The organism is Exiguobacterium sp. s6, assembly GCF_018618155.1.
Lineage (GTDB): Bacteria > Bacillota > Bacilli > Exiguobacteriales > Exiguobacteriaceae > Exiguobacterium > Exiguobacterium mexicanum_A.
Window position 1 is genome coordinate 67,817 of the sequence record NZ_JACSLN010000003.1, and the last position, 13,220, is coordinate 81,036.

At 52.1% G+C, this 13,220-nt stretch carries 14 protein-coding genes; 5 read left to right on the forward strand and 9 right to left on the reverse strand.

What is annotated here, in order from left to right; all coding sequences use genetic code 11:
- Positions 1–25: 25 nt before the first annotated feature.
- Positions 26–697, reverse strand: coding sequence for a PspA/IM30 family protein (locus KNP75_RS13080; RefSeq protein WP_215190602.1), 672 nt, complete (start codon positions 695–697; stop codon positions 26–28).
- 22 nt (positions 698–719) lie between these two features.
- Positions 720–1,103 carry a lmo0954 family membrane protein gene (locus KNP75_RS13085; protein WP_034781108.1) on the reverse strand — a complete coding sequence of 128 codons (384 nt, stop codon included), beginning with the start codon at positions 1,101–1,103 and terminating at the stop codon, positions 720–722.
- Between the two features lie 244 nt (positions 1,104–1,347).
- Here KNP75_RS13085 and rsgA point away from each other — a divergent pair, with 244 nt between their 5' ends.
- Both rsgA and KNP75_RS13095 read left to right on the forward strand, forming a co-directional pair.
- Positions 1,348–2,319, forward strand: a complete 972-nt coding sequence (rsgA, locus tag KNP75_RS13090; RefSeq protein ID WP_215190603.1) for a ribosome small subunit-dependent GTPase A — start codon at positions 1,348–1,350, stop codon at positions 2,317–2,319.
- A 209-nt stretch (positions 2,320–2,528) separates the two neighbouring features.
- Positions 2,529–3,755: an NAD(P)-dependent malic enzyme gene (locus tag KNP75_RS13095; RefSeq protein WP_214797586.1), complete on the forward strand. Its 1,227-nt coding sequence runs from the start codon at positions 2,529–2,531 to the stop codon at positions 3,753–3,755.
- A 39-nt stretch (positions 3,756–3,794) separates the two neighbouring features.
- On the opposite strand, the gene pflA is transcribed toward KNP75_RS13095, so the two are convergent.
- Together pflA and pflB are read right to left on the reverse strand one after the other, a co-directional pair.
- Positions 3,795–4,511, reverse strand: coding sequence for a pyruvate formate-lyase-activating protein (gene pflA, locus KNP75_RS13100; RefSeq protein ID WP_021067805.1), 717 nt, complete (start codon positions 4,509–4,511; stop codon positions 3,795–3,797).
- 59 nt (positions 4,512–4,570) lie between these two features.
- Positions 4,571–6,817: a formate C-acetyltransferase gene (gene pflB, locus KNP75_RS13105; RefSeq protein WP_034781115.1), complete on the reverse strand. Its 2,247-nt coding sequence runs from the start codon at positions 6,815–6,817 to the stop codon at positions 4,571–4,573.
- A 360-nt stretch (positions 6,818–7,177) separates the two neighbouring features.
- On the opposite strand from pflB, the gene KNP75_RS13110 reads away from it, so the two are divergent.
- From KNP75_RS13110 to KNP75_RS13120, 3 genes are read left to right on the forward strand one after another with little or no spacing between them, the layout of a single operon-like run.
- Positions 7,178–7,600 carry a hypothetical protein gene (locus KNP75_RS13110; protein ID WP_034781118.1) on the forward strand — a complete coding sequence of 141 codons (423 nt, stop codon included), beginning with the start codon at positions 7,178–7,180 and terminating at the stop codon, positions 7,598–7,600.
- 54 nt (positions 7,601–7,654) lie between these two features.
- On the forward strand, positions 7,655–8,821 hold the full coding sequence (locus tag KNP75_RS13115; protein WP_034781120.1) for a DEAD/DEAH box helicase: 1,167 nt from the start codon (positions 7,655–7,657) through the stop codon (positions 8,819–8,821).
- Positions 8,818–9,459 carry a hypothetical protein gene (locus KNP75_RS13120; RefSeq protein WP_215190604.1) on the forward strand — a complete coding sequence of 214 codons (642 nt, stop codon included), beginning with the start codon at positions 8,818–8,820 and terminating at the stop codon, positions 9,457–9,459. Before KNP75_RS13115 ends, KNP75_RS13120 begins: the two co-directional genes overlap by 4 nt.
- Before the next feature lie 27 nt (positions 9,460–9,486).
- Here the strand turns inward: KNP75_RS13120 and KNP75_RS13125 are convergent, their stop codons facing one another.
- The 5 genes from KNP75_RS13125 to KNP75_RS13145 all read right to left on the reverse strand — a co-directional run bounded on the left by KNP75_RS13125 (position 9,487) and on the right by KNP75_RS13145 (position 13,183).
- A complete protein-coding gene (locus tag KNP75_RS13125; protein WP_215190605.1) occupies positions 9,487–10,590 on the reverse strand; it encodes a hypothetical protein in 1,104 nt (367 codons plus the stop codon).
- A gap of 9 nt (positions 10,591–10,599) precedes the next feature.
- On the reverse strand, positions 10,600–11,406 hold the full coding sequence (locus tag KNP75_RS13130; protein WP_215190606.1) for a hypothetical protein: 807 nt from the start codon (positions 11,404–11,406) through the stop codon (positions 10,600–10,602).
- Positions 11,403–12,083 (reverse strand): ABC transporter ATP-binding protein, encoded by a 681-nt coding sequence (locus tag KNP75_RS13135; RefSeq protein ID WP_214754252.1) that lies wholly within the window; start codon positions 12,081–12,083, stop codon positions 11,403–11,405. The genes KNP75_RS13130 and KNP75_RS13135 overlap by 4 nt, the downstream gene beginning before the upstream one ends.
- On the reverse strand, positions 12,061–12,453 hold the full coding sequence (locus KNP75_RS13140; protein ID WP_215190607.1) for a GntR family transcriptional regulator: 393 nt from the start codon (positions 12,451–12,453) through the stop codon (positions 12,061–12,063). The genes KNP75_RS13135 and KNP75_RS13140 overlap by 23 nt, the downstream gene beginning before the upstream one ends.
- A gap of 124 nt (positions 12,454–12,577) precedes the next feature.
- Positions 12,578–13,183 carry a kinase gene (locus tag KNP75_RS13145; RefSeq protein WP_215190608.1) on the reverse strand — a complete coding sequence of 202 codons (606 nt, stop codon included), beginning with the start codon at positions 13,181–13,183 and terminating at the stop codon, positions 12,578–12,580.
- Between the last annotated feature and the right edge of the window lie 37 nt (positions 13,184–13,220).

Consider the following 13,220-nt stretch of genomic DNA (forward strand, 5'->3'; position numbering starts at 1 on the left):
GCCGGACCATCGCTGAACCGTTGCGTCAGTCTTGTTTGAAACGACGCTCAAGTTCTTTTAGTTTTGCTTCGAAATCATCTTCGTCCGCTAGATCGATCTTCTCTTCAGCGGCCGGTTCTTGTTTCTTCTCTTCTGCTTTTTTCTCTTCTTCCGTGAATGGATGTGTCTTCGACGTCTCTGCCCCGAAGATTTGATCGAGCGCACCTTTCAATAAATCCAGGTTCTCACGCATTGCGAACTCATACCGTTTGTTTTGCATCTCATCGAGTTTCAGTCGCATCTCGAGAGCTCGGCGCTCGAGGGCATCGAGTTCACGTGCTCCTTCATCGAGGAGACCTTCAAAATAACGATACTGCTCACCGTAATGCTTCGACTCGAGAGCTGCCCGTTCGGCGAGCTTGTCTTCGCCTGCTTGTTTGGCGAGTTCCGTCTGCTCGTAACGCTTATCGGCCATCTGCTTGGCGTCATCGCGTTTTGTAGCAAGTTCCTCGAGCAATGACTTTTGACGCTCAACGAGACGTTCGACTGACAGCGCCTCTTTTTCAGCACCGCGGATATGGCGGTTCAATTCGGCTTCCCCACTTGAGCGTGGAGCCGAACGTGGCCCCTCTTTATCTTGAAACTTCTTCATCTCTTTCGATAGTTCTTTCGTCAACTCGTTAGCTAAATCACGAAACTGGTCAAATGGTGTTTTCATCTTGATGTCCTCCTTTTGAATCTTAGCGACGGTTTACAAACTTCTGCCAAACTTGATCGAACGATTGAAAACTGCTGCGGCTCGCACGCGACCCGTCCGCATTGAAAATCTCGACGTCTTGTTTTTGGTTGGCATACATCATATACCCTTTAAACAATACCCATGCCACCACAATCCCGATCAACGCCCAAATATTCGATAAAATTGTGATGATCCCGATCACGGCAAGCGCGCCGTAACCGATTTTTGCGCCGACATGTGTCACGGCCATGAATCTGACTCCAGCCCACAGTGCTAAGAGCGCCCCCAAACCGAACATGATCATGTTCGGTAAAAAGCCGATTAGAACGAGAACTAAAGAGATCGCGGCCACAATGAACAATACTTGCTTCACCTGGCGATTCATCGATTATCCCTCCTCGTTAAGTACACTCTTATCATAATACGTTATTTTCAATAGTGCGACGAGCGGAAGGCTTGTTTTCCCTCGGTCTGTAGACTGAGATGATAGCGTTCTCAAATCGTGTGTTATACTAGAGGCATCGAACAACGAAAGGATGATGTTTTATGAGCACCGTACAATTCGCAGTACACACTTTGTCAGCCAACAGGAGGGCGACTGTCCTCCACAACTAAAAGGAGGATTCTATTTGAATCAAACAACGACAACGGGACGTGTCACGGCACAGTTCCAACATATGTATACCATCACGACTGAAAGTGCGAACTATACGTGCAGTGTCACCGGGAAATTCCGACATGAGGCCGAAAGCGAGCGCGACTATCCGGTCATCGGTGACTTCGTCGAGTTCACCGTTCGTGAGCATGGTCAAGGCGTGATTCGGCGTCTCCTTGAGCGGCGCACTGTCCTGTCACGGGCAGCGGCCGGCAACGAGACGCGCGAACAATTGATCTGCGCGAACGTCGATTTTATCTTGATCACGATGGCGTGCGGACATGATTTCAACCTGCGCCGGCTCGAGCGCTATTCGCTCGCCGCGTGGGAAACCGGAGCCACACCGCTCATCATCTTGACGAAATCGGACCAAGTCGACAACGCCGAGGCGCTCGTCGATGAGCTCGCTTTGACGGTTCCGGGGGTCGATGTCTTCCCTGTCAGTTCACTCACAGGCGACGGCGTCGAGGCGTTGCGAGCCGCACTGCCGAGCGAAAGCACGATCGTACTCGTCGGTTCGTCCGGCGTCGGGAAATCGTCACTGACGAACGCGCTTGCCGGTGAGACCGTCGCCGAGACACAGGCCGTACGCGAGAGCGATGAGCGCGGCAAGCACACGACGACGCATCGTGAACTGTTCCGGATTGACGATTTGTTCGTCATCGACACCCCGGGCATGCGTGAGTTCGGACTTTGGGACGGGGCCGATCACCTCGACGACACGTTTCGGGATATCGAGGCACTCGCGGAGACGTGTCGGTTCCGGGACTGTGCGCACAGCACCGAACCGGGCTGTGCCGTCCGATCCGCCATCACATCTGGAACGCTCGATGCGAAACGCTATCAGAGCTTCGTCAAGCTCGAGCGCGAGCTCCGCTACGCGGAAAAACGGCAAGCGGAGGCGGCACGTCTCGCTGAGAAGAAGAAACGAAAAACGAAAGCTTAATCTAAGAGAGGAGTCACAGAAAAACTGTGGCTCCTTTTTCGACCTTCCCACCCTAGCACCAAGTCTCATCACCAATCCGACATTTGTGAACAATCGTTCAGAAATAGTTCGCATAAATGCAGGCAAAACCCTCGAAAGAAAGCGGTTTCTCCGCTACAATGGATTCGTATTCGCACAGATGAAAATCGCTAGCACACAGGGAGAGACTTATGAAAACATTGAACGAACGCGCACTTGAGATGCACGCCATGCACCACGGGAAATTGGAAACGACACCGAAAGTCGACGTCGACACGAAAGAAGCGCTCAGCCTCGCCTACTCACCGGGTGTCGCCGAACCGTGCCGTCGCATCGCTGAAGATAAAGAATTGTCTTACGATTATACACTCCGTGCCAACACGGTCGCCGTCGTCTCGGACGGAAGTGCCGTCCTCGGCCTCGGCAATATCGGTCCAGAGGCCGCGCTCCCGGTCATGGAAGGGAAAGCCGTCTTGTTCAAAAGCTTTGCCGGCGTCGATGCGTTCCCCATCTGTCTCGACACGCATAACGTCGACGAGATCGTCCGGACGGTCGAATTGCTTGCGCCGACATTCGGTGCCGTTAACTTAGAAGACATCAAGGCGCCCGAATGTTTCGAGATCGAGGCGCGCCTGAAACAGACGCTCCCGATTCCCGTCTTCCATGACGACCAACACGGGACGGCCATCGTTGTCCTAGCAGGTCTCGTCAACGCACTGCGACTCGTCGACAAGACGATGCCTGAACTTCGGGTCGTCATGAACGGTGCCGGGGCTGCCGGCATCGCCATCGCGAAACTGTTGAAGCGTTTCGGCGTCGAAGACCTCGTCATCTGTGACACGAAAGGCGCAATTTACGAAGGACGCGTCGAAGGGATGAACCCGTTCAAAGATCAAATCGCCAAAGCGACAAACCGGAAGCAACATGAAGGGACGCTCGCCGATGTGCTTCAAGGTGCCGACGTCTTCATCGGCGTCTCGGCGGCCGGTGCCGTCACCGAAGAGATGGTTCGTTCGATGGCTGTCGATCCGGTCATCTTCGCACTCGCGAACCCGATTCCGGAGATCATGCCGGACCTCGCGACAAAAGCCGGGGCGCGTGTCGTCGCGACCGGTCGTTCCGACTTCGCCAACCAAGTGAACAACGTCCTCGCCTTCCCTGGTATTTTCCGCGGGGCGCTTGACGTTCGCGCCACCGAGATCAACGAAGAGATGAAAGAAGCGGCCGTCCACGCGATTGCCGACTTGTTGACCGAGGAAGATCTCATAAACGGGGTCGTCATCCCAAGCCCGTTCGATGAGCGAATCGCACCCGCCGTCGCAGTCGCAGTCGCCAAAGCCGCCGTCGAGACCGGCGTCGCCAAGCGCCCACTCGATGAGGCAGCCATCCGTCAGCACGTCAGTCAAAAACATTTGTAATCCAAAAACTGCGCAGACCGTGACGGTCTGCGCAGTTTTTTAAACGGTTCCTTGTAAGATCCCTTCCGCCCATTCGACTTCTTCCGTCGTCGGGGGTTTAATCCCTTTGAGCGGATAGTCGAGACCGAGTGCCTCCCATTTATAGACACCCATCTCATGGTACGGCAAAATTTCGACTTTCTCGACGTGGTCGAGCTTTTGAATGAACGCGGCTGTGCGGCGGAGCGCTCCTTCATCAAGTGTCCATTCCGGGACGAGGACGTGGCGAATCCACATTTTCGTTCCGCGCTCGGATAAATGTTCAGCGAGCGCGAGCGTGTTGACGTTGCTCCGTCCCGTCAGTTTCTTACACATGTCATCGTCGATATGTTTGATATCGAGTAAGACGAGATCCGTATGATCTAAGATGGCGTCCAAGTTAGGGGGACGAAGTGCACCCGACGTGTCGAGTGTCGTGTGGAGCCCGTGTTTCTTCGCTTCACGCAAGAGCGCTTCTAAAAACTCCGGCTGCGCGAGCGGGTCGCCCCCTGAAATCGTGATACCGCCTTTTGATGCTTCCATGAACGGACGATAGCTGAGCGCTTCTTGAATGACGTCCTCGGCCGAACGATGGTTATTCTTTTTGAAATCCCACGTGTCAGCGTTGTGGCAATACAAGCAACGAAGCGCACAACCTTGTAAAAAGACGATAAAACGAATTCCCGGGCCGTCAACGGTTCCAAACGATTCGACCGAGTGTACATATCCCATTGTCATCGAAATGACCTCCTAACGAATGAGCGGCCTTCAGAAGAAGGCCGCCAAGCCTTGATTACTTACAATGAACCGTGGAACGTCCGGTTGATGACGTCGATTTGTTGTTCGCGCGTCAACTTGATGAAGTTGACCGCATAGCCAGAGACGCGGATGGTGAGCTGTGGATATTCTTCCGGATGCTCCATCGCATCGAGCAACGTTTCACGGTTGAAGACGTTGACGTTCAAGTGATGTCCTTTATGCTCGCCGCCCATATAGCCGTCAAGAAGTGCCGCTAAGTTGAGTTCACGAGCTACTTCTTCTTTGCCTAGTGCTTTCGGTACGATCGAGAACGTGTATGAGATCCCGTCTTGCGCATGCTCGAACGGAAGTTTCGCGACTGATGAGAGCGATGCGGCAGCACCTTTCGTATCGCGGCCATGCATCGGGTTCGCACCTGGGGCGAACGGTTCGCCGGCACGGCGTCCGTCCGGTGTGTTCCCTGTTTTCTTGCCGTAGACGACGTTTGATGTGATCGTCAAGACCGATTGCGTATGGAGCGCGTCGCGGTATGTTTTATGCTTACGCACTTTTTCCATGAACGACTCAACGAGTTCGACGGCGATTGAATCGACACGGTCATCGTTGTTTCCGAATTTAGGGAAGTCGCCTTCTGTCTCGAAGTCGACAGCAATGCCTTGCTCGTTTCGGACCGGTTTCACGGTCGCATATTTGATGGCTGACAGACTATCTGCTGTGACCGAGAGACCGGCGATTCCGCATGCCATCGTCCGTAGGATTTCTGGGTCATGAAGTGCCATCTCGATCCGTTCATACGCATATTTATCGTGCATGAAGTGGATGACGTTGAGCGTGTTGACGTAGAGCTCGGCGAGCCAATCGAGCGTCCGATCGAAGTCGGCATACACTTTGTCGTACGTGAGCACGTCTTCGGTGTTCATCTCCCAAACCGGCGCGATTTGGTCGCCGCTCTTCTCATCGCGGCCTCCGTTCATGCTGTAAAGGAGTGCTTTTGCCATGTTGGCGCGGGCACCGAAGAACTGCATCTGTTTCCCGATCTTCATCGGTGACACACAGCAGGCGATGCCGTAGTCGTCGCCAAACTCTGGAAGCATGAGGTCGTCGTTTTCATATTGGATCGCAGACGTCTCAATCGACATCTTCGCGCAATATTGTTTAAATCCTTCTGGCAATTTCGTCGACCAAAGCACCGTCAAGTTCGGTTCTGGTGCTGGCCCGAGGTTTGAGAGTGAATGCAAGAAGCGGAATGAGCTCTTCGTCACGTTCGAGCGACCATCCTCACTCATCCCACCGATTGACTCGGTCACCCACGTTGGGTCACCCGAGAACAATTCGTTGTAGTCAGGCGTGCGCAAGAATTTGACGATCCGGAGCTTCATGATGAAGTGGTCGACGATTTCTTGAACGTCTGACTCGGTCAAACGACCTGCTTCGATATCACGTTCTGCGTAAACATCGAGGAATGTCGAGACACGTCCAAGTGACATCGCGGCGCCGTTCTGTTCTTTGACGGCTGCGAGATATGCAAGGTATACCCATTGGTACGCCTCTTGTGTATTTTCCGCCGGACGGCCGAGGTCAAACCCGTACGCCGCACCGAGTTGTTTCAACTCTTGGAGGGCCCGGAGCTGCTCAGACATTTCTTCCCGTGTCCGAATATCTGACTCTGATAAGAAACCGCCACGGTTCGCCAAGTCTTTTTTACGTTCTGCAATCAAGAAGTCTAACCCGTACAAGGCAACACGACGGTAGTCGCCGATGATCCGTCCCCGGCCGTAAGCGTCAGGAAGACCTGTGATGATCCCTGACTTCCGCGCCGCCCGCATCTCAGGTGTGTACGCATCGAAGACACCTTGGTTATGCGTTTTGCGAATTTCCGAATAAATCTTTGTGATTTCAGGGTTCGGCTCGAAACCGTATGACTCAAGGGCAGCGTCGACCATTCGGATGCCGCCGTTTGGATGGATCGAACGTTTGAACGGCTCGTCCGTTTGAACACCGACCACTTTCTCGAGCTCTTTGTTTAAGTATCCCGGTCCGTGCGAGACGATTGTCGATGGGTTGTTTTGATCGACCGCCCAAACACCACCGCGTTCCCGCTCTTCTTTCGTCAATTCCATCACTTGTGCCCAAAGACGGTTCGTCGCATCGGTCGGTCCGACGAGGAAACGATCGTCCCCTGTGTATTCGTGTCGGTTCAAACGGATAAACTCACCGACGTTCACTTCGTTCGTCCACTGCCCAGGTACAAATCCTGACCAGGCTGATTTAATTTCGGTTGCCATTGTGGGTCACTCCTCATAGTTGAGATAACTGCGTGCTTTCTATAAATTGAGTGTACGTGAAAACGTGAACATTTTGTTTTACATTCTTGTGAAAGTTGTAACAATCTCATGAACGTTGGCATAAAGCCGTTTTTGTAAGCGCTTTAAATACTGTTATAATGCAAACACCCTTCCTTCTGAAACAGATAAGTCTTGTTACGGCAGGATTCAACTCATTTCTGTATCATTTCAGATGGGATGTGACGATTTATACAGTTTTCGTAGTGATGTACCTCACACCTCGGGGATAGAACTTGAATTTTTGCCTTATATCGGACACAATGAAGGCAGAACATTGTAGAAGAGGAAGGGGTTCTTCCCATGACGTACGAATTATTGACAGCCGCTCACGATTTAAAGACCGGTGACCGCATCTCTCTTAAAGTAGAGGAAAACGGTGAACAACGTGACGGATTCATCACAGAATTTGAAGACGCAGGTTTTTGGATTCGGTTTGACGACGACATCGAAAACGAGGATTTCATCGACTACCGCGATAACTTGCTCGTTGCTCTCATCTCGCGCCCGATTGACGTGGCAGCGACGTATCCAGAGCTCGCTTCATACGAACGGTTGACGAAAGAATTGCAGTACCGTGTGTATCAAGGCTTCACCGTCGAAGGCGTCGAGGCGTCGGCTGACCAAATCGATGTGCACATCAAACTCATCGAGGACGGACAGACGTTCACACAGACACTCCGTTCTTCATTCGACCAAGATACTGAACATGTTCGCTATATCTAAGACAGGGAGCGCTTATGCTTCCTTTGTTTTTGCCCCACGATAAGGAGAATTGATATGAACTTTACAAAACCATTTATTAACGAAGCCTGGGATCGCCTTGGCTTTACTGAACCAATGCCGGTCCAAGCCGAAGCCTTCCCGCTTCTTCTTGACGGAAAAGACGTCACGATCGAAGCGCCGACAGGTACCGGGAAGACGCTTGCTTACTTATTACCCGCCATCGAAAAAATCGACGCGTCGAACGACCGCATCCAAGTCGTCATCGTCGCGCCGACGCGTGAACTCGTCATGCAGATTCAAACGGTCGCGCAACGCTTCACCGAGAAAGGTGACGTCCGCATCGCTTCGTTCATCGGTGGCGTCGAGTTGAAACGTCAAATCGACCGGTTGAAGAAAAAACCACATTTGATCGTCGGGACACCGGGCCGACTCGTCGAACTCATTGAGAAGAAAAAGTTGAAACTTCACGAGACGCATACGATTGTCCTCGACGAAGCCGATCAAATCATCGATAGCGGTTTGACAGAATCTGCCGAACGGATCATCAAACATACGGCGCATGAACATCAAATCGCCCTCGTCTCGGCGACACTCACAGACACGCTTCAAGCTTGGGCTGCCCCATTCTTGAACGAACCGGCCCACGTGAAAATCGAGCGGGCGGTAAGCGCACAAGTCACCTATGGCTACATGTTGACGACGCGTCGGTATAAACCAGAGTTGCTCCGCCGCCTGTCTCACGTCGACAACGTCAAAGCGCTCGCTTTCATCAACAACCGGTCGTTCTTGCCACCGTTGAAAGGTGAGCTCGACAAAATGAAAGTGAACTATCGCATGCTCGACAGCTTGAAAGGAAAGCGCGAACGTGTCGAAACACTTCGTGAGTTCCGTAAAGGTGACTACCCGCTCCTCATCACGACTGGCCTCGCAGCCCGTGGTCTCGATATCGAGGAAGTGACGCACGTCGTCCACTTCGACTTGCCAGAATCAATCGATGACTTTATTCACCGCTCAGGCCGGACAGCACGCGGCAACGCGGCTGGGACGGTCCTCTCGCTCGTGACAGATGAGGATTTGACCCATTTGAAATCGTTCGCCCGTCAACTCGGCGTTGAATTGAAAGAACTCGAGATTTACCGTGGCGACGTCATCGAGAAACGAATCGAGGATAAACCGCCGGTCGTCAAGCGTCCTGCGAATAAACGAGGACCACGCCGATGAAAAAAGACCGGAAAGTAATTCCATTCCCTTTGCTCGTAGAAGAGTCCGAATTGCTGGCCGAGCTGAAAAAATTGTATGAGCAGGCCGCGCTCGCGCGCAGCACGCAATGGACGAACTATATACAAGAGATCGCCTCGGAAGGCACGTGGCATTTGAAAGACGCGGAGTTGTTCCGCGACTTGTTCATCGACTGGGCCGTCTTCTTCGAGACGGACGAAGACGGGATGACGCCGCATGGCCGCTACTTGGCGGATCACAAGGCCGAGATGTCCCCCGCCCTCTATCACGCGCTTCGGGGCTTGGCGGTCCCGCGTTGCTCGGTCTTCGAAGTGACCGAGGACGGTTTACGCGATTGGGAGACGAAAGAAATCTACAAAGTGACGCTTCCGGAGGCTCGTGAACCGGGCGATGTGATGCTCGGTAAACTGCTCGATATCCGCGACAACTGGCGGTTCGGGTCGGCGTTCCTCGCCCTCCCGGCGAAGATGGCCGGTAACGTGTCGGACCTGTATATCGATTTCACCGACGAGGTCGGTCCAGGTGCGTTCCTCGACCAGTTCCCGGAGTTCTGTGCGGAACTGATCGACATGTTGCTTGATTTAGAAGAAGGGGTCATCATCCCGAAACCATCAAAATAAGCGAGAGGCGGCCGCCTCTCGCTTTTTTTATTCCACGTAATATTCTGTGTTGGTCACCAATGCTTTCGCCTCGTCGTTCGTCGCTTTCACCGTGGCGCTCGAGATGGCTTTTCCATCTTGATAGACGTCGATGACGGCCCCGTCTTTCGTAGGGCGGGCATGGTACAGTCGGTCCCCGATGTATGAGGTCGTGCCGACCGAACCATCGATGACTGAACGTGTCGACTGCTTCCCAGTCTTCAAATCGATGACGAATTCGGTCCCGTCTTCTTGTAAGGAAATCAATTGATCCTCGTACACCGTCGCGTTCCACATGTCACCGTCTGGCATCAATTCAACGACTTGCTTCGTTTCCGCATCATACGCATAAATCCCAATCTTTTCTTGCTCACTTAAATAAGTTTCTCCATTTTCCGTGATGGATGTTTGCTCGGTCATGCCAACCGGGATGAACCGATTATCCGCGTCAATCGTCGCCATGTGCGGTCGAAAAGCCCACGATGTTCCAGTCACGGTCGAAATGGATTCATCTTGTAACGCCACGCTCTCGATCACGATTTGTTTGGCAGCCTCATCGAACCTAGCAATTTTCGTCTCTGGATTCTCTCCATAACCATCTCGGTAAATGACATGCACGTTTCCGTCATGAACAAAGAGGCCGGCCCAAGGACTGTCCATCAATTCAGAAGCGCCATCAACTTCATTCCCAAAGACTTGTTTGGTGACTTCTTGTCCATTCATTCGAAACACCGCAATCTCTTTGTTCCCGTTCTGGCCGACGCCAATATAGCCGTCAGCTGTTCGAATCGATTGCATAAAACTTAAGCCAGACAATTCTCGATAAAAACCACGAACTGACGAATCTACCTCGCTCCGATAATTTAACGCCTCTTCGATATAGTTCACATTGCTCGTCACACGACTACGATCGGTCGTCAATTGGAATCGTTCCGTCGTACCTTCTTCTTCCGTTCCGTAAAATAGACCAACCGTTTGTGACTTCCACACACTAGGATTCGTTTTGACATCTAACTCCCATTCCGCTTTCGTGTCCCGCATATCGAAAGCGAACGTCCCGAGACCGATGACGACGACCGCACCGAGTGCGACCACATTCCACATTCGTTTCATACGCTCACCTCACACACTTAATTTCTTCATTAGGTAACGACGACTAATCCACACCGCTGCCATCATCCATGCCATCAGACCGAGACCAATCACAAGCATCATCTCATCCATAAACAAGCGGTTCTCCAGGAAGAAAAGTGCCGTCATAGGAACGACAATCAACGTTCCAAGCATCAGCATCGCAATGATCGACGACCACATTGTCCGTTGCCATAGACTTCGTTCAATCAACACGAATGTGAAGACGAATAAAATGATGATCACAATCAGCACTTGATGGATGATAAAGTTGACGATTGAAGCAGGATACATGATTGAGAGCGCCCCATCGTAGCCGATGGCCTGTTCGAAGGAGCCACGCATCGGAATCATTTGCGAGTCAAACCAACTCGAAAACGCTATGTACTGGAGTTTGAGCGCAATCCACTGGACGGAGAACAATCCAAGGATCATCAACATCATCGTCGTTAGCTTCGCACCGAAGACGAGCATCCGCTGTTGCGGCATGAGCAGCAGGCGCATCATGAACGTGCCGCGACCTTGGAAATCCCGATACCAAATCCAAAAACTGAAAAATATCGTCGCCGTCACCGCTACCCCGATCGACAAAATAAACGCCATGCCTCCGAGATAATTGGCGAACGTCAAGATATAATCCGGTGTCCCGGTGCGACGGATTTCTTCATACATATTCGTCTCGCTCCATAAAAAGAATCCGAGCCAACCGAACTGAACGACGACGAGCAGTGTGATCAAGATGAGATACGGTTTCGTCATCCGTTCGACTTCCCATCCGATTAGTTTCAATAAGTTCATGCCCCAAACTCCTCTCTCATGACATCGACGATCGACTTTCCGTGAATGAAGCGGACGTCTTCAACGTCGAACTCACGGACGATTCGACCGTTGTTCAACATGACGGCCTTATCGACCAAATATTCGATGTCTTCAATCTCATGCGTCGTGATCAAGACGCCGCGGTCTTCCATGATGTCACTCGAGAACAACTCGACGATTTGTTCTTTCGAGAATACGTCGATGCCCGAGAACGGTTCATCGAGCAATAAATAGTCCGGGTCTTGGGCGATGCCGAGCGCCAAATTCACTTTCGCGAGCGTCCCTTTTGAGAGTTCATTCAACTTGTCCTCTGGGAACAGCTTGAACTCATCGACAAGACGGGCAAACAATTTCGGGTCGAACTTTGGATAAAAGTCGCGCATGAACGCCTCGCACTGTTCAATCGTGAAATGGATGGGGAACGTCGAATGATCCGGTACGAACGCGACACGATTCAAGTCGAGCGGTTTGCCGTCGACGAGCACCGTGCCCCGGTCGAATGGCGTCAGCCCCATGATCCCTTTGAGAATGGTCGACTTCCCGGTCCCATTCAAGCCGATTAGGCACGTGATTTCTCCTTTTTGGGCCGTGAACGACACGTCTTCGATAACTTGTTTTCTCCGGTAACGTTTTTTAACTCCCAATACTTCGATCATCGAGATTCCCCTCCCCGTATTGCCGTTTGATTTTATCGACGAGCTCATCCATCGTGACGTCGAGTTCTTGAATCGATTCGACGAAGACGGCGACCGCCTCATCGACGAGTTCGGTACGGATCCGTTTCAATACGTGTTCATCCGTCGTCACGCGACTTGGGCGATTCCGTTCGGTCGTAATCAATTGTTGTTCCTCCATTTCTTTGAACGCCTTTTGGACGGTGTTCGGGTTAATTTTCAGTTCGCTCGCGAGCTCGCGCCGCGACGGCATCTCTTCGCCCGCCTGCAGTTCGCCAAGTGCCATTTTCTTTTTGAAGTAGTCGACGACTTGGATGTAGACCGGGGCTCTCGTGTTGAATTGTATGATCATGTGGTCACCTCTCTAAGTGTATGATGCGACTAATACACTACCTGACTGTATTATCACCATAGTACACTAACGGAGTCAACAGTTTTTTCCAAAACAAAAACGCATCCTCCTATAAGTGGATGCGTCAACTGGATTGAACGATGTGATTGGCCTTGGCTTTCGGGTTGACCATCTTCAAATAATGCACTTCTCCGGGCCAGTACCGGCGCTCGTACTTGGCAATCCGCTCCGACAAATCGCCGATATACGTATCACGATTCAAGACCCGTTCATACCGGACCTCCCGCGGACAGTCGAGATAGACGACGTAGTCAAAATAAGGGCGCCACTCGTCCCGCAATAAAAAAATCCCTTCGATCAAGACAAGTGCGTTCGGAGCAATCTCGATCGTTCGCATGACGATTTCGTCCCGGTCGCGCGCATAGTACGGTAACGTCAGCGTTGTCTCCCCTTGCCGCAACGGTTCGAACAACGTCTGGACAAGTAAGTCGACGTCCCATTGGAGCGCATAATATTCCATCGCTTCCGATTGTCCCGTCCCGTAACGCCGATGCCGCTCGACGATAAAATCATCGATATGTAGCATCATTTCCTTCGGTGAGGTCCCGCGCAGTTGATCAACAAGCGTCGTCTTCCCAGCTCCGCTCAATCCGTCGATGGCGACGATGAACGGCCGGCCTTGCGGATGCTTGGCGTGTTCTCGACGAATGGTTTCCCGTAAAGTGTCCATCCCCTCATCTCCTTCCCACAAAAAAAGTCAGCCCCGC

Coding starts and splice junctions, on each gene's coding strand:
- KNP75_RS13080 (WP_215190602.1), bottom strand. CDS start 697: ATGAAAACACCATTTGACCAGTTTCGTGATTTAGCTAACGAGTTGACG.
- KNP75_RS13085 (WP_034781108.1), bottom strand. CDS start 1,103: ATGAATCGCCAGGTGAAGCAAGTATTGTTCATTGTGGCCGCGATCTCT.
- KNP75_RS13095 (WP_214797586.1), top strand. CDS start 2,529: ATGAAAACATTGAACGAACGCGCACTTGAGATGCACGCCATGCACCAC.
- pflA (WP_021067805.1), bottom strand. CDS start 4,511: ATGACAATGGGATATGTACACTCGGTCGAATCGTTTGGAACCGTTGAC.
- pflB (WP_034781115.1), bottom strand. CDS start 6,817: ATGGCAACCGAAATTAAATCAGCCTGGTCAGGATTTGTACCTGGGCAG.
- KNP75_RS13110 (WP_034781118.1), top strand. CDS start 7,178: ATGACGTACGAATTATTGACAGCCGCTCACGATTTAAAGACCGGTGAC.
- KNP75_RS13115 (WP_034781120.1), top strand. CDS start 7,655: ATGAACTTTACAAAACCATTTATTAACGAAGCCTGGGATCGCCTTGGC.
- KNP75_RS13120 (WP_215190604.1), top strand. CDS start 8,818: ATGAAAAAAGACCGGAAAGTAATTCCATTCCCTTTGCTCGTAGAAGAG.
- KNP75_RS13125 (WP_215190605.1), bottom strand. CDS start 10,590: ATGAAACGAATGTGGAATGTGGTCGCACTCGGTGCGGTCGTCGTCATC.
- KNP75_RS13130 (WP_215190606.1), bottom strand. CDS start 11,406: ATGAACTTATTGAAACTAATCGGATGGGAAGTCGAACGGATGACGAAA.
- KNP75_RS13135 (WP_214754252.1), bottom strand. CDS start 12,083: ATGATCGAAGTATTGGGAGTTAAAAAACGTTACCGGAGAAAACAAGTT.
- KNP75_RS13140 (WP_215190607.1), bottom strand. CDS start 12,453: ATGATCATACAATTCAACACGAGAGCCCCGGTCTACATCCAAGTCGTC.
- KNP75_RS13145 (WP_215190608.1), bottom strand. CDS start 13,183: ATGGACACTTTACGGGAAACCATTCGTCGAGAACACGCCAAGCATCCG.